Below are 15,815 nucleotides of genomic sequence, written 5' to 3'. Positions count from 1 at the left end.
CGAGTTATTTTTGAAGTCAATTTGAATTTTGAAGTGGACTACAAATTTTCGGAGAGACGGTTTTGGCGGGCTTGCGCGAACAGCAGAAGGCGGATCGGCACCGGCGCATTCTCGATGCGGCATCGGCCCTTTTCCGCAATCTCGGCTACGAAGCCGCCCGCATGGAGGACATCGCGGAACTGGCGCGCGTGTCGCCGGGCACGGTCTACAATTACTTCGGTTACAAGGGCGACGTACTCGTCGCCATCGTGGCGATGGAAGTCGAGGAGATCCTCGCCGACGGTGCTCTGATGATCGACCGGCCGCACCTTTCCGTCGAAGATGCGGTCGGTGCTCTCGTCACGCATTACTACGATCACTCGCTCGTCTACCTGAACAAGGAGATGTGGCGCATGGCGATGGCACTTTCGATCCGCGATCCGAACGGTGCCGTCAGCCGGCGCTACACCGCGCTCGACCAGCAACTGGCCGACCAGATTTGCCAGTTGTTGAAGCGGCTACAGATCGCCGGCCTTGTGACGGCGGGTCTCGACACGTCGGCGATCGGGCAGATGATCTTCAACAATCTGAACATGATGTTCATGGAGTTCGTGAAGGAAGAGCGCATGCCGCTCAGCCTGCTGAAGGACCGGGTGACCCAGCAGAACGCTCCGCTTCTGCGCTTGATCCGCTCCTCGGCGGCGTCCTAACAATCGAGTTGTTCTCTTGATTTTGGACCGAAGCAGTTTGTCGAGATCGACGAAAACCTTGAATTGAAGGGCCGGGCGGATGCAGCCCGGCCCTTTTTGTTTTTAGGCCGTGATGCCGAACGTGTCGGCGATCATGCTGTCGTACCAGACGACGGATTCCTCGTAGGTTTCCTTGCGCAGCTCAGCGGTCTCGCCCGGCTGGCTGACGAAGGTCGAGGTCGCCGTGATCTTGCCTTCCGCAGGCTCGTACTGTGCGCCGACCTTCACGCCGTCATCGGTTTCGATGAGGCTCCAGCAGGTGTTCGCGTAGCGGGCCGGAAATGCGCTCGAGCCGGTGAGTTCGGCACGAATGTTCATCGCCGCGACCTTCGCCTGGCTGTTGGCCGAGAAGCCGGACTTCGGCATGTCGCCGGCAATGCTCGCATCGCCGATGACATAGATGTTTTCGTCGGCAGACGACTTCATCGAAGCGGCATCGATAGGGCAGAAGCCGGTCTCATTGACGAGATCCGCCTCAATCGCAATGGCACCGGCCCGCTGTGCCGGAATGATATTGAGAAGAGCGCCTTCAAACGTGTCGAAGCCCGTCTCCACCGCACCGGCTGCGACGTCGACGCCGGCGATTTCGCCGATGACGTCGGGACCGTACCACTCCACCATGCCCGGGTAATGCGCTTCCCAGCCTCCCTGGAAGAGCGCCTGCTTGGAGAAGGTTTCTTTCGGATCGAGCACGAAGATCTTCGACTGCGTGTAGCCCTTCGCCTTCAGGACATGCGCCATCATCGATACGCGCTCATAGGGTCCGGGCGGGCAGCGATAGGGGTTGGGCGGCGTCACCATCACGATGTTCTGGCCGTCTTCCAGCGCATCGAGACGAGTCTTCAGGATCTCCGTCTGCGGACCGCCCTTCCAGGCATGCGGCGCAGTCTCGGCCGCTTCCTCGGAGTAGCCGGCGACGGAATCGTAAATGATATCGATGCCGGGTGCGACAACCAGACGGTCATAGGCGATATCAGTACCGTCTTCGAGACGGACCGTCTTGGCGTCGCGATCGATGGCGACGGCCGTGCCGGTGACCTTGTTGATCCCGTACTGCGAAACGAGCGCATCGTAGCCATGGGTGATCGACTGCAGGTCGCGATAACCGCCGAGATAGATGTTGGAGAAGAAGCAGGTCGTGTAGGTCTCGGTGTTGTTGATCAACGTGACGTCGAGCGCACCATCACTGTCCTTGGCGAGATAGCGGGCGGCCGTCGCACCGCCGGCACCACCGCCGATGACGACGACACGCGGCTTGTCTTGCGCACGCAGGTAGGATGGCAGGGCAAGCGAGGCGGCACCTGCGCCGGCAAGGAGACCAAATGTTCTGCGCGTCAGGAGCGGCCCAGCGCCGCGGTGTTGTTTAAAGATTGTCATGTGATTGCCCCCAATGATGAATGTGGTGTTCGCTGAAATTCACTGCCCCGAAAAATGCGCAGCGAGCGCTGCGACATCCTCGTCCGAAAGCGCCGACGCGACCGAACGCATCACGGCATTCTCGCGCAATTCTGTCCTGTATTCGAAGAGCGCTGCAATAATCGCTTCGGCGGGCTGACCCTGGATAGCGGGAATGCCGCTTGCCGCATTCGTCCCGTGGCAGGATGTGCATTGCGACGAGAGGTAATCCCCATAGGCGGGGTCGACGGACAATCCGCTTACCTGCCCGACATACGCCTCGACCCCAGATACCGATCCGGCCGTTTCCTCGGCGCCAGCCGGCGTCACAAGGACGACCAGCATCGCTGCGGAAAGAATGGTTGCTGCCCTGATCAATCGCCCCCCCTCGGCTACACCGCATCAACTTTCGTCAGCTAACTTCGATTGCCTCTTCCGCCTCATAGACGGAGCCATCGTCATCGGTCCAAGTGAAGCGGAAGGTTCCGCTTTCCGTCACCCGCGCTGAAAACGACAGGAAGGGATTGGCGGCGACGGCCGGCTCGATGGCGCAGGAGAAGACCGGCTCGTCGTTGAAGCTGCAGGCAAACTGGTTGATGATCTTGCGCGGGATGCGGTTGCCCGAGGCGTCGCGGCGCTGGCCCGATTCCATCGTGTGCGAGATCAGTGCTTTGATCTCGATGATATCGCCCGAGGCGGCCGTGGCGGGAACGCTGACGCGTGGTCTCGATGACATGAATTTCTCCCCGCTCAGGCTGCGCAACCGCCGACGGTGACTTCCACCGCGCGGCCGTCCATAAAAACCGAACCGTCGGCAAAGCGCGCGACGGCAACGACTGTCTGCGACGCAGCCAGCCGAATGCGCGTTCCGGCCGATGCCACGCCGCTGCTCGCTGTGAAGGCGAAAGTCGCAACGCCCGGTAGCGGATTGCCGTCGGCAAAGATCGCGACTTCTTCGACGAGATCGCCATCGCTCATCGCGCTTTCGACCGTCACGGAGACCGGCACGGAACTGCCGTTCTCCACCGCATCGGGAAGTGTCAGTGCAACACGGCCGGCTTGAGGCTCGACGCCGCCGGTAAAGTCGCGAATGGCCGCCTGAAAGGCTTCCTCGTCGGCACGTGCCGGCGCGATGCCGATCATCGCACCGCCAGCAAAAGCGGCGACCGCGCCTGCGGTCAGCGTGAGCACATGGCGTCGTGTGGCCAATATCATGAACAATCCCCAGCAAGCGGCCGGCCGGCAAAGTCCGACCAGTGTGCTCCCAATATCGTTGAGACGCGGCCAAAGCTCAAAGGAACGACGTGCGCGATCACCGGCGTTCGCGCAAAACTCTTCTCCAGAGACGCAGTGCGGTGGGAGATTTTATCGGCACGCGGCACCTCGCACCCTCAACCGGAGCTTTGCTCTCGCGGGCGATCGAACACCGTATCGGTGACTGCTCCGGCAATCGCCATGGAGAGCAGTGCTAAGAGCGCTGATGCAGCGAGTACCGATCCGCCGGTCAATCCGGCCCCGATCGAGCAGCCTGCGGCGAGAACGCCGCCGAAGCCCATCATGACCGCGCCGATCGTGTAGCGCAGAATATGCGGTGCGCCGGGCTCGGAGAACGTCGCGACCTTGAACCGACCGAGGACGAGCGCGGCAACAAGCCCGCCCACAAAGGTGCCGATCACCAGGCCGAAATCGAATGTTGGCAATGCAACGGTGCCGATGAGCGCGCCGCTCGTCTGGGCGAGCGGACGGATGAACGAGATGCTATCGATGGCGATCGGCTCGAAAAGCTGCGCCGTCAGTGTCGCGGTGAAGTACCAGGCCGCCGCCACTGTGAGCCCGACGATCACCGCACCGATAGACTGGCCGAAACCGAGCTTCGCCCGGGCGGCCAGGGCAAAAGCGATCACCGCCGCGACGGCCCCGAGGATGACGCCCGTGACGTTGCCGCCGCCTGTGTGGTCGACGAGCGCATTGCCGCCGATCGCAGCCGTGCTGAGAAGCGGTGCGATCGCATCGCGGCCCGGTGTTAAAAAGCCGTAGAGCGTCGCATAGGCCGCCAGCGCAACGAAAACGAGGCTGTAGATCGCGCGTAGATTGCCGGCCGCACCGAGAACGAGCAGCCGGGACACGCATCCGCGTGTCAGCACCATGCCTATGCCGAAGATGGCGCCGCCGATGAGCGCGCCGGACAAGCTCTGGCCGGTGGCGAAGAAGCGGCTCGTGTCAACGGCGATCACACCGGAATAGAGCATTGCCTGCACGGCAAGAAGCGCGGCGGCAAAGCCGAGAAGCCATGTCGCCGGCCCGACGAGGCTTCTGCCCCGCACGGTGTCGATCACCGCCATCCGCGTGCAAAAGCCGGTCTTCAGCAGTGCGAAACCGAGAATGAAACCGATGACGCCGCCACCGAGCGTCGCCGTCATCTCTTCACCGACCCGATCGATCAGCGGCACGAAATCCATCGAAGCAACCCCAGCTCTTGCAGCGCGATGTGCGGACAACCCGCCTTACATCACGCAGACGATTTGCTGAAGCCCGACGGATGGAGAGATCGCACGCTCCTTCTCAGCGCGGCAAATTCAGTCGTCCCGACGCTTTGCGCCTTTGAACTTCCCGGGCTTTGCGGGCTTGCCGGGCTTGGGTCCCTTGCGTGCCTGATCGGGGCGATCGGACCAGTCGGGCCGCTTTTCGGCAGCTCGCTTGGCCGGCTTCGGGCCTGACGGTTTCGGACCAGACGGCTTGCCGCGTGGCGCAGATCGATGGCTGGGCGCACCATCGAGCGGCACGATCGTCACACCTTTTTCACCGGTTCCGCGTTCCGCCAGATGCTCGACATAGGCCGCAGCCTTGTCGCCGGCGATCTCGAAGCGCGTTTCGGTTTCGTCGATCTTGATCGAGCCGACGTCCTTCTTCGTGACGCCGCCCGCCTTGCAGATCATCGGCAACAGCCACTTCGGATCGGCCCGCTGCTTGCGTCCGAGCGACAGCTTGAACCAGACGCCACCGGCCATCTCCGTGCGCGGTTCCCTTGGCTCACGTGGCTCCCGTGGGCCGCTCCCGTCATGATCGAAGCTGCGCTCACCCTTCGGAGGACGCGGCATGATCGGACGGATCGGGATCTCCGCCACGTCTTCGGGGATTGGACGCGATGCGAGCTGCTGTCGCAGGTAGGCGGCTGCGAGTTGCTCCGGCGTGACCTTCTCCAGCAACTCGGCAATGAAAGCTTGATCGGCCCTTTCCGCTGGCGGAGCGGAAGCGGCCGCCTCCAGGATCTGCTCCCGGTAGCGCGCTTCGATGGCGGCGATGCCCGGCGCCGGAACGGTCGTCGCATTGAGCTTGGCAAGCGACAGCACACGCGCCGCCGCGCCACGGCGATGTTCGGGAACGATCAACACGCAGACGCCCTTGCGTCCCGCGCGACCAGTACGTCCCGAACGATGAAGCAGCGTGGCCGGATTGCTCGGCACATCCGCATGGATGACGAGATCGAGATTGGGCAGATCGATGCCGCGAGCGGCGACGTCGGTAGCGACGCAGACATGCGCCCGACCATCGCGCATGGCCTGAAGCGCGCTGGAGCGCTCCGACTGTGCGAGCTCGCCGGACAGCGCAACGACCGCAAAACCGCGATTGCCGAGCCGTGCCGTCAGATGACGCACGGATTCGCGCGTATGGCAAAAGACGAGCGCGCTCTTGCTGTCGGAATGCAGCAGCGTGTTGATGATGGCATGCTCGCGCTCGTCGCGGCGCACGAGCATCAATTGATAGTCGATGTCCGCGTGCTGCTCGGTGGATGCGGTGACGGCGACGCGCACCGCATCGCGCTGATAGGTCTTGGCAAGCTCGGCGATCGGACGCGAAACGGTTGCCGAGAACATCAGCGTCCGGCGATTGTCGGGCGCTGCGGCGAGAATGAACTCAAGATCGTCCTTGAAGCCGAGATCGAGCATCTCGTCAGCTTCGTCGAGCACGACAGCGCGCAGACCCGCGAGATCGAGCGCGCGCTTGTTGATATGATCACGCAGACGACCGGGCGTGCCGACGACGAGATGCGCGCCCCGTTCGAGCGCCCGCCGTTCGTCGCGCATATCCATGCCGCCGACGCAGGTCGCCGTACGAACGCCGGCAACCGCATAAAGCCAGTCGAGCTCTCGCTGGACCTGAAGCGCAAGCTCGCGGGTCGGTGCAATGACGAGGCCGAGTGGCTGGCCGGCAGCGCCGAACCGCTCCGCGCCGTCGAGCAGCGTGGAAGCGATGGCGAGCCCGAAGGCGACTGTCTTGCCCGATCCGGTCTGTGCCGAGACGAGCAGGTCGGCTCCCGCATGATCGTCGTCGAGCATGGCCGTCTGAACGGGCGTCAGCTGGGCATAGCCGTGCGCTTCGAGCGCGGAAGATAGAGCAGGATGGATGGCTGCCGGCAGTGCTGCCGGCGCATTTTCGGTGGACGATGTCATGAATGAGGCCTCTTTGTCGTGCCGCATACCAGAAGAAGCACGCAAAGAGCCAGCCTTCGACGGCGATTCGGGACAAATTAGAGCGTTTCCAGATGAAGTGGATACCGGTCCACCGTTCGGAAACGCGCCAAATCAAAAACTTAGAGCAATTGAGCGATTTAAAGAAAAGCGAAATTGCCCCAAGTCACCGATCGCCGTCGGGGAGAGACTGTGTCAGCCGGCGAGTACGGCCAGCCGGTGCGTGTCCCAGGTGAGCCACACCGTGTCATCGGCGAACTGATGCGCAACGGCCGGATCCACATGGGCCTTTATGATCAGCGGATCCCGCTCATCGATCTGGACGTCGACGGTCGTCTTGCTCCCCTTGAACACGCGGTTGACGATCCGCCCCTTAAGCGCACGATCGTCAGCGGGCTTCTGCGGCAGGCAAATCACGTTTTCCGGCCGGATCGACGCGGCAACGCTCGTCCCTGTCTGCGGCTGGCCGCCATGGGCCGAGCCATAGACGTTGTGGCCCTGCCAATCGATGATCACCGCGCCCTGGTCACTTCCGCGCACCGTGCCTTCGAGCAGGTTCGTTTCGCCGATGAACTCGGCAACGAAGCGGCTCGCCGGCCGGTAGTAGAGATCCTCCGGCGTACCATCCTGTTCCACACGACCGGCATTCATGACGACGATCCGATCGGACATGGTCAGCGCCTCTTCCTGGTCATGGGTGACGAAGAAGAACGTCTTGCCGGTGCGCCGCTGGATGTCCTTCAGCTCCACCTGAACCTGACCGCGCAGCTTTGCATCGAGTGCACCAAGAGGCTCGTCGAGAAGCAGAAGCTTCGGATCTGGGGCAAGCGCGCGGGCAAGCGCCACACGCTGCCGCTGGCCGCCCGAAAGCTGATCCGGCGTCCGGTCGCGAAAGCCGGAAAGCTGCAGGAAATCGAGAAGGCTCTCGACGCGCCGGTCGATTTCGCCGCGCTGCTGGCCCTTGAGCTCAAGACCAAACGCGATGTTCTCGCCGACCGTCATATGCGGGAAAAGCGCATAGTCCTGGAACACCATGTTCACGTTGCGCTTGTTCGGCGGCTGCTTTGTCACATCCACGCCATCGAGAATGACGCGGCCCTGGTCAGGGCTTTCGAAACCGCCGAGAATGCGGAGCGTCGTCGACTTCCCGCAGCCCGACGGTCCGAGAAAGGTGACGAACTCGCCCGCCATGATCTTCATGTCGAGATTGTCGATGGCCTTTGTCTGACCGAAGCTCTTCGACACGTTCTCGATGTGAACGATCGTTTTTCTGCCGTGCTGGTCCATGTCAGGCCCCTTTGTTCATGCGGCGCATCGAGCGTTCTGCCCAGATGCCCAGAATTGCTGTCATGACGAGCACGACCGTGGAGATAGCGTTGATTTCCGGCGACATGCCCGAACGCAGCTTCGCAAAGATCAGCACCGGCAGGGTCGGCTGGTAGCTGCCGAGGAAGAAGGCGCGGACGAAATCGTCGAAGCTGAGCAGCATGCAGAAGATGCCAGCCCCGATGAGCGCCGGACGGAGATAGGGCAGCGTCACGCGGAAGAAGGCGATGAAGCTGTCGGCGCCGAGATCGCGCGCCGCTTCGATGTGGCTTTTCGGCAAGGTCGCGAGCCGCGCCATGACAACCAGCGCCACGAACGGAACGTTGTGCACCGTGTGGCCGAGAATGATAGCCAGCATGCCCGGATCGATATCCAGGAAGCGCGCATAGATGCGCAGCGAGATCGCCGAAATGATGCCGGGAATGACCGCCGGCAGGCAGGTGATGGCAAAGATGATGACCTTGCCCGGAAACTTGTACGGTCCGAGGAAGGACGCCACCCAGGTGCCGATCACCAGCGAGAGCAGCGTGCTCGTGATCGCGATCGTCATCGAATAGATGAAGACGTTGATCACCTCGGTGTCCTGGAAGACGCCCCTGTACCAGTCGAGCGTCCAGGACTGGATCGGGAAGCCGATGAAGGCGGAATCCTTGAACCCCATGACCACCATCAGCACCAGCGGCACGAACAGATAGACCACGAATGCCCAGTAGATGACGGACATGAAAATGCGGGTGGACTTGGTCATTTCATCAGACCTTTCCCGGAGCGGCCCATGAGTTTCAGGAAGATGCCGGTGATCGACAGCGCGGCGATCAGCATGATCGAGGAGAACGCGGCACCGGTCGGCCACTGATCGCCTGCCACATGGAAGAAGCCTGCGATGGTTTCGGCAAAGACCGTGGTGCTTGGCCCGCCGAGAAGAACCGGGGTGGCGTAGTAACCTGTCGAAATCAGGAAAACGAGCGTACAGCCGGAGGCGATGCCCTCCTTGGAGAGCGGTAGCGTGATCTTGCGAAACCGCGTCCAGGCGCCCGCTCCGAGATCGGCGCCCGCTTCCAGATAGCTGCGCGGGATCTTTTCCAGCGCGGAATAGAGTGGAAGCAGCATGTAGAGCGACGTCAGGTAGACGATGCCGACGCCCAGCGAAAAGCTCGTATACATGAAGGGGATCGGCCGTTCGATCATGCCCAGCATCATCAACAGACGGTTTACGGCGCCCGTGTTGCCGAGCAGGATCATGATCGCATAGGTGCGCACGATCTCCCCGACCCAGAACGGGATGAGAAGCAGAAGCAGGAAGATGAGCTGGTTCTGCCGCTTCACGTGCTTGGCAAGAAAATAGGCCACCGGATAGGTGATCAGCAGCGTCGCGAAGGTGAAGGTGAAGGCATAGACCAGCGTTCGCATGAACGGGGTTACGAAGATGCTCTGGCCGAAGAAGGTCGCCCAGTTGTCGAGCGTAAACTGCGGTTCATAGCCGACACGCGGCGGGTAGGAATCCACAAAGCTGATATAGAACATCTGGATGATGGGCCCGAGATGCGCCACGAACACCCAGATCAGGGGAAAGCTGGCAAGCAGCAGGAACTGGCGCCGCTGCGTCTTGAAGAGCACGCCCGTCACCGCGTTGTAGGTTCCGTTCTGCGCGAGCGCGCCCCAGAAGCTGCGCCGCCCGGTCGATGACCGTTCGCCGCTCTTTTCGAGCGTGGAGGACTGGCTCTGAGCCATCAGCGATGCTCCTTCGACGCTTACCGGCGTGCGGTACCGTCTTGCTTTGAAGTGCGTAAGGGACCGGAGCGGACGTCAGACCGCCCGCTCCGGTGAAGGATCAGGCTGCTTTCACTTCTTCGACGGCCGGGTCGACGAGTTCGTATTTCATCTCGTTGGCCTCGGCGCGGAAGAACTGCAGACCTTCCAACTCCTCTTCGGTGAAGGACGAAGCGCGCTGTTCGAGCTCGCTCAGGTGCTCGTTCACGCCGTTCATGGTCGACAGGTAGCCCGAAGCGCGGGTCATCGCAGCTCCGATTTCCGGACGGGCGAGAAGCGCGTCGAGGAAGGTGTAGGCGTTGTCGGCGTTCGGTGCGTTTTCGGCGATGTTGAACGTGTAGATGAAGCCGTAGGAGCCTTCCTTCGGGATCGTCATGTCGATCGGGAAGCCATCCATGATCAGCTTCGAGATCGGACCGTTCCAGGCGTGGGCAAGCACGACGTCCTGGTTGATGAACATCTGCTGGATCTCGGCGCCGGAATCGTAGAACTTCCGAACCATGCCCTTGTTTTCGATCATGAAATCGCGCGTTTCGCGCACGATCTCGGCAGCGCGCTCGGGATCGTCCATGTACTCGATCATGTTGCCGTCATAGCCCTTGTAGAGCATCAGCACGGACATCATGTCCTGGATGATGTAAGCGGTCTGGCCCTGGTATTTCGGGTCGAACATGACGTCCCAGCTAGCCGTCTCTGCTGCGTCGACCAATTCCGTGTTCCAGGCGAGCACCTCGGCGCCGGAGAGCACGGGAGCGCCCCACTTTTCGCCGTTGATCGTGCCCCAATCGCTTTCCGAATAGATGGTGTTGATGTTGCCCCAATTTGTCAGACGGCCCGTGTCGATCGGGGCGAGCAAGCCCGACTCGATGAACTGCAGGAATCGATGGCCGGCAACTGTCAGGATGTCGACGGTCGGCTCCGGCTGTTCGGCAGCCAACAGATTGAACTGCTTGCCCTGATCGTCGACCAGGCGAACCTGAACCTGAATGCCGGTCTCGTTCTGGAATTCGCTGATGAAGTCCTGCGGAATGAAGTTGGCATAGGTCCAGATGTTGACGGTGCCTTCCTGGGCACGCGCTTCGCGCGACCGCAGGATTGCCGGTGCCGCCAGAATTGCTGCGCCGGCTGCCGACGTCTGGATCAGCCTGCGGCGGTTGATATGGAATTTCGTCATTTCATAGTCTCCCTCTGTTTCCGGTGATGATCGGCCGTCTCGCATGTGAGAGCTAAAGCGGCCAGTGCCTGTTTTGATCTTTTGTTGGACCGGGCTTCTGTCGTCCCGTGTGCAAGTTTCATCCGGCGGCGCGGGCCCCCGACGCAATTTCGAAGCCGTCGCGGGCGAGCTTGCGCAATCTTTCCAGCGAAAGATCCGACATGCCGATCGCGTCGAGCAGCGTGTTTTCGGTCGCAAAATCGCGGCCATACATCGCCGAGAAGATGCGCACGCCGGCGTCGTGGAGGACTGCCGGGCGACCGGTGAGTTCGCCGAGCTTCACCGTCATGAGGAGGCCGAACGGCACGTCTTCGGTGACATAGCGTGAATCCGCCGTCGCGGGGCCGGTGCCGCCACGCCCCTCGCGGTGCATCTCCTGATTCATCGCCGAGACGCTGTCCTTCGGCACATGGAACGACAGATGGAAGTGCTCGAAGATGTCCCGCACCTTGAGCCCCAGCGCTTCCGCAATGGCGATGCGTTCGCGGTCAAGTTCTTCGAGCAGCCGTCCGACATGCGGCGTGACATTGAGGCCCTGCGGCCAGATTTCGCCGTGTTCCATGCGTGTCATGTTGCAGAGCGCAATGCCCATGTGGTTCTGCGGATTGAGGTTGGAGAGCGCGATCGCAAGAAGCCCGTCCCGCTGGACGAAGCGGTCGCCGAAGAGCTTCTGGCAAACTGCCAGCCCCTCGGCGCTCATGCTTTCGGGCAGCGTGGCGACATCGACCTTGCTGCGCACGGTGTTGATCTGCGCTTCGACCAGGCTCGGCTGCCTCCCAGTCGTGACGGTGGTGCCCCAGGCAACGATCGGAACGACAACCCCGCGCTCGGCGAGAAGCCGGTTGAGATAAAGCGCGCCGAAAGATGCATGGGAACTGATCAGGACGCTCTGACCTTCGCGGATATAGGGTGCAATCGCGTCCATGACGGCTTTGTGCCCATATCCCGGTAAGGCGATCATCAGCACGTCGTTGGCTTCGACGAGTTGCTGCGCTGACTTCGCCACCGCCGGATAGAACGTCCCTTCGAGCGCGCCGGAAGCGATGAGCGCTTCACCGCTCGCAAGACGCTTCGTGCGATCGCCGGATGGCGACCAGAGCATGGCGCGGTGACCGGCCTTTTCCAGGTAGGCGGCAGCACCGAATGCAATGGACCCTGCCCCGACGATGCCGACCTTTCCGATCCCCTGATTGCCCTGTTCCACTCTCAATTCCTTTCATTTCATAATTCGAATGGGCTTTTGTGGGCCCATGATCAGTCCGCTTCCGCCACCGGATCGCCAAGCACGTGCATCAGTCTGTTTGCCCAACCGAACAGCGCCGTCGACAGGATGAGATCGAGGATTTCCTCCTCGCTCATGCCGATGTCGCGTAGGCGCTGCATGTCCTCCGGGGCGGTCTCGCTCGGGGCTTTGGAAAGCTTGGTCGCGAATTTGAAGATCGCGGATGCCCGGTCGTCAAGGGGCGCCTCTTCGCCGTCCGCGAAGATGCGCTGCATGACCGTCTCGTCCTTGGCAAGCTGGTTGTAGCGGCTGGAATGGACGGCAGCGCAATAGACGCAGCGATTGACGACCGACGCGGCGGTAGCACCGATCTCCCGCTCCGCGCGGCTCAAACCACCCTTGTTGTACATGATCGCGTTGAAGAGCGGCGTACGTACCTTCAGCGTCTCTACGTCGTTTGCCAGAACCAGGACGTAGTCGGAAACCTTCGTGTTCGAAGGCGTCACCTTGAGCGCATCGAGCTGTTCAGGTGTCGCCTCGGCGAGGTCGATGGGTTTGACCCGCGGGCGCCATTCGGGAACCTCGGTCGTGAACGTATGGATCACCGCGCTCATGCCGCACCCCGCATTAGCTTCAGCCCTTCCAGAAGCCGGATCTGATAGGCGAGAAACGCATTGAGCTCGGCCAGCCGCACGATATCCGCATCCGAAACGCCGGCGGCCTGAAGCGACGCGACGTCGTCGGGCTGCGTTGCCTTCGGGTTGGCGGCGACCAGGTCCGTAAACGTCAAGACGGCATTGATGCGCGACCACGCATCACCATCGAAGGCCGGATCGGCGATCGCGAGCGTGTCTTCATTGGCGTCGTAGGTGGCGAGCAGTTCCGAATAGTGCTCGGCCAGCTCCGCACAGTGGTTGAGTTTCGAAATCCGCGTCGCAAGCGCTGCCCGCTCGACGTGGGTGAACCCGCCGGTATCGTGCGGCTTCAGCGCCGCATCGTGCGCCGCCTGTGTCATCTCGAAGACATCGAAGCGCAACGCCACAGCAGCCGCGACCTTTGAACCATCATCGCGCACCGAAGCGAGCCGCGTCACGACATTGGTGTCGAAATCGGTGCTCATCGGGCGTCGCTCCCCGTCTTCAATTCCGGCAGATCGACGCCTTCCGGATCGAGCGGCGTTTCGGTCCACTCGTCGCCCAGAAGCTCCGGCTTGTCGTAAGCCTCCATGGCCGCGAAATGGGCCTCGACATCCTCGCGATAAAGCGTGGCGGCGATTTCACGGGCAAGCCAAGCGGCGCCCTCGCTGATGCCGGGGATGTCGCCGCTGACCTTACCGAGGCTGACCGACGCGCCGTAGTTGAAGCAGTGGATCGCCGAGAGCCAAGGTGCCGCGCCCGCTTCGCGCTCCTGGAATGCGAAATCGTCGGCGAGATAGGGAAACTTCGCGAGCTCGGAATGCCGCAACTCGGCAGGTGCCACGTAGCGATCGCCCCAAAGCAGGATCTTGTCGGCATAGCCATCGAGCTCGGTGCGGGCCAAGGGCTCGACCGTGAAGCCCGTGCCGAGAATGAGGAAGTCGGTTTTCAGACGGCTGCCGTCCTGCATCGCGATATCGAGTTCGTGACCATCATGGGTGACGCGCGCGATACCTTTGCCGAAGTGGAAATAGGCATTGGAATGGCGGCTGACCCGCAAGGTCGAACCGCGCGGCGATGGCGTCTGCGTCAGAAATGAATAATGCATGAAGCGCCAGCGCCACGCATCCGAGAGACGCGAGAACGCAGCTGTGAAGCCGAAGGAGCCGATCCCCATCATCTTGTTGACGGTCGGCATCTGCTTGCGCCGGATCAGATGGCGCACTTCCGCGGCGCCGGCCTCGAGCGCCTCGGCGGAATTGTCGACCGCAGATGCGCCGACCCCGATAACGGCGACGCGCTTGCCCTTGAGTGCCTTGAAGTCGATGGCTTCCGACGAATGCGCCCATGCCGATTTTGGCAGGCCTTCCACAAAGGCCGGGATATTCGGATGCCCAGTCCCGTCGCGGCCTGTTGCCATGATGACCTTGCGGGCGAAAACCTGGACGTCATGCGTGCCGGAGCCCGAGAGTTCGAGCTTCAGACAATCGCCTTCAGGCAGAATGCGGTCGACATTGACGTCGTTCTCGACCGGGATTTCCAGCACAGCGCGATACCAGCGCAGATAGTCCATCCACATCGGACGGGGGATCTTGTCCAGCGCGTCCCATTCCGCCGCGCCGAACTGTGCGGTGAACCAGGCGCGGAATGTCAGTGAGGGAATGCCATAGGCAGGCCCGGTCAATTGCTTGGGCGAGCGCAGCGTTTCCATACGCGCGTAATTCACCCACGGCCCTTCGTACCCGGCGGGATTGCGGTCGAAGATGCGCACGTTGCGAATGCCGGCGGAGTGCAGAGCAAACGCAGCGACAAGGCCGCACATGCCACCGCCGATGATCACAACATCGACGACCGGCTGGCCGACCGTCTGGCGTGGAGGAACCCAATTGGCCGGCGGACGGCACAAAAGTTCGAGATCCTTGCGCACGCGTGCATTTAGGGCAGTGAGCCCATCGGCAGCGGAGTGATCACTCTCGAAAGAACGGCTCATTGCGCCGCCTCCTTCTGCGCCGCGAAGCCGCTTGTGCCCGCATCCGACCAGTCCAGCACGATCTTTGCTGCTTCGCCGCGCTTGATGGCCTCGAACCCCTTGTCGAAATCGGCGGCAGCGAGGCGATGGGAGATCACGCCGCGCACATCCAGCCCGGACTGCAGCATGGCGAGCATCTTGTACCAGGTCTCGAACATTTCGCGGCCGTAAACGCCCTTGATCACAAGGCTCTTCAGCACGATCGTCGACCAGTCGACGAGCACGGGCTTAGCCGGGAGCCCAAGAAACGCGATGCGGCCGCCCATGACGAGCGTGTCGACCATCTGCCGGAAAGCCACGTCCGAACCGCTCATCTCCAAGCCGACATCGAAACCTTCGCGCAGGCCGATGCGGCCCATTTCGCTGCGCAAATCTTGGGTCGCGGTATTCACGGGAACGACGTCACAGAGCTTGGCGGCGAGATCGAGCCGAGACTGGTTCACATCGGTGACGACGATGTGCCGTGCCCCGACATGCCGAGCCACGATCGCCGCCATGATGCCGATCGGACCGGCGCCTGTAATCAGCACATCCTCGCCGATGATGTCGAAGGAGAGAGCCGTGTGCACGGCGTTGCCGAGCGGATCGAGGATCGCGCCGATCTCGTCGTCCACTTCATCGGGCAACGGAATGACGTTAAACGCCGGTAGAGCCAAATATTGCGCAAAGGCGCCCGGAATATTGACGCCGATGCCGCGCGTTTCGGGATCGAGATGGAAGCGGCCCGCCCGCGCGGCGCGGCTCGAATTGCCGACGATATGGCCTTCGCCCGACACCCGTTGGCCGACCTTCAGATTGGTGACGGAACGCCCCACATCGACGATGGTGCCGGAATATTCATGCCCGACGACCATGGGCACAGGAATGGTCCGCTGCGCCCACTCGTCCCATTTCCAAATGTGCACATCGGTGCCGCAGATGCCGGTTTTCGAGACTTTGATCAGAACCTGATCCGGGCCGATCTCCGGAATCGCCACTTCCGTCTGCCAGAGACCCTCGCGGGGTTCCGACTTGGCCAGAGCGAACAT

At 61.9% G+C, this 15,815-nt stretch carries 16 protein-coding genes; 1 reads left to right on the top strand and 15 read right to left on the bottom strand.

Annotated features, from left to right (window positions below):
• Window positions 1–62 precede the first annotated feature (62 nt).
• Entirely contained in the window at window positions 63–689 is a 627-nt protein-coding gene (locus tag GC125_RS07180; protein ID WP_151984971.1) for a TetR/AcrR family transcriptional regulator, read from the top strand.
• 102 nt (window positions 690–791) lie between these two features.
• Here GC125_RS07180 and GC125_RS07175 read toward each other — a convergent pair whose 3' ends face one another.
• From GC125_RS07175 to tdh, 15 genes are all read right to left on the bottom strand, one after another.
• Window positions 792–2,105, bottom strand: a complete 1,314-nt coding sequence (locus tag GC125_RS07175; protein ID WP_151984970.1) for an NAD(P)/FAD-dependent oxidoreductase — start codon at window positions 2,103–2,105, stop codon at window positions 792–794.
• A gap of 39 nt (window positions 2,106–2,144) precedes the next feature.
• Window positions 2,145–2,501 carry a c-type cytochrome gene (locus GC125_RS07170; RefSeq protein ID WP_151984969.1) on the bottom strand — a complete coding sequence of 119 codons (357 nt, stop codon included), beginning with the start codon at window positions 2,499–2,501 and terminating at the stop codon, window positions 2,145–2,147.
• A gap of 34 nt (window positions 2,502–2,535) precedes the next feature.
• Window positions 2,536–2,859, bottom strand: coding sequence for a thiosulfate oxidation carrier complex protein SoxZ (gene soxZ / locus GC125_RS07165; protein WP_151984968.1), 324 nt, complete (start codon window positions 2,857–2,859; stop codon window positions 2,536–2,538).
• Window positions 2,860–2,873: 14 nt separating this feature from the next.
• Window positions 2,874–3,338 (bottom strand): thiosulfate oxidation carrier protein SoxY, encoded by a 465-nt coding sequence (locus GC125_RS07160; RefSeq protein ID WP_151984967.1) that lies wholly within the window; start codon window positions 3,336–3,338, stop codon window positions 2,874–2,876.
• A 176-nt stretch (window positions 3,339–3,514) separates the two neighbouring features.
• Complete coding sequence (locus GC125_RS07155) at window positions 3,515–4,582, bottom strand: YeeE/YedE thiosulfate transporter family protein (RefSeq protein WP_151984966.1); 1,068 nt, start codon at window positions 4,580–4,582, stop codon at window positions 3,515–3,517.
• A 117-nt stretch (window positions 4,583–4,699) separates the two neighbouring features.
• Complete coding sequence (locus GC125_RS07150; protein WP_151984965.1) at window positions 4,700–6,574, bottom strand: DEAD/DEAH box helicase; 1,875 nt, start codon at window positions 6,572–6,574, stop codon at window positions 4,700–4,702.
• A gap of 213 nt (window positions 6,575–6,787) precedes the next feature.
• Window positions 6,788–7,879 carry an ABC transporter ATP-binding protein gene (locus tag GC125_RS07145; protein WP_151984963.1) on the bottom strand — a complete coding sequence of 364 codons (1,092 nt, stop codon included), beginning with the start codon at window positions 7,877–7,879 and terminating at the stop codon, window positions 6,788–6,790.
• Window position 7,880: 1 nt separating this feature from the next.
• Complete coding sequence (locus GC125_RS07140) at window positions 7,881–8,666, bottom strand: ABC transporter permease (RefSeq protein ID WP_151984961.1); 786 nt, start codon at window positions 8,664–8,666, stop codon at window positions 7,881–7,883.
• Complete coding sequence (locus GC125_RS07135) at window positions 8,663–9,649, bottom strand: ABC transporter permease (RefSeq protein ID WP_151984959.1); 987 nt, start codon at window positions 9,647–9,649, stop codon at window positions 8,663–8,665. Before GC125_RS07135 ends, GC125_RS07140 begins: the two co-directional genes overlap by 4 nt.
• Window positions 9,650–9,749: 100 nt before the next feature.
• Window positions 9,750–10,862: an extracellular solute-binding protein gene (locus GC125_RS07130; RefSeq protein ID WP_151984957.1), complete on the bottom strand. Its 1,113-nt coding sequence runs from the start codon at window positions 10,860–10,862 to the stop codon at window positions 9,750–9,752.
• Between the two features lie 118 nt (window positions 10,863–10,980).
• Window positions 10,981–12,105, bottom strand: coding sequence for an NAD/NADP octopine/nopaline dehydrogenase family protein (locus tag GC125_RS07125; RefSeq protein WP_286165406.1), 1,125 nt, complete (start codon window positions 12,103–12,105; stop codon window positions 10,981–10,983).
• A gap of 50 nt (window positions 12,106–12,155) precedes the next feature.
• Window positions 12,156–12,737, bottom strand: a complete 582-nt coding sequence (locus GC125_RS07120) for a peroxidase-related enzyme (protein ID WP_151984955.1) — start codon at window positions 12,735–12,737, stop codon at window positions 12,156–12,158.
• Entirely contained in the window at window positions 12,734–13,243 is a 510-nt protein-coding gene (locus tag GC125_RS07115) for a CMD domain-containing protein (RefSeq protein WP_151984953.1), read from the bottom strand. Before GC125_RS07115 ends, GC125_RS07120 begins: the two co-directional genes overlap by 4 nt.
• On the bottom strand, window positions 13,240–14,748 hold the full coding sequence (locus GC125_RS07110) for an NAD(P)-binding domain-containing protein (RefSeq protein ID WP_151984951.1): 1,509 nt from the start codon (window positions 14,746–14,748) through the stop codon (window positions 13,240–13,242). Before GC125_RS07110 ends, GC125_RS07115 begins: the two co-directional genes overlap by 4 nt.
• Window positions 14,745–15,815: an L-threonine 3-dehydrogenase gene (tdh, locus tag GC125_RS07105; protein ID WP_151987658.1), complete on the bottom strand. Its 1,071-nt coding sequence runs from the start codon at window positions 15,813–15,815 to the stop codon at window positions 14,745–14,747. Before tdh ends, GC125_RS07110 begins: the two co-directional genes overlap by 4 nt.

This window comes from Rhizobium sp. EC-SD404 (assembly GCF_902498825.1).
GTDB lineage: Bacteria > Pseudomonadota > Alphaproteobacteria > Rhizobiales > Rhizobiaceae > Georhizobium.
The sequence above is the reverse complement of the archived record's forward strand: the minus strand, read 5'-3'. Positions and strand labels throughout refer to the sequence as shown.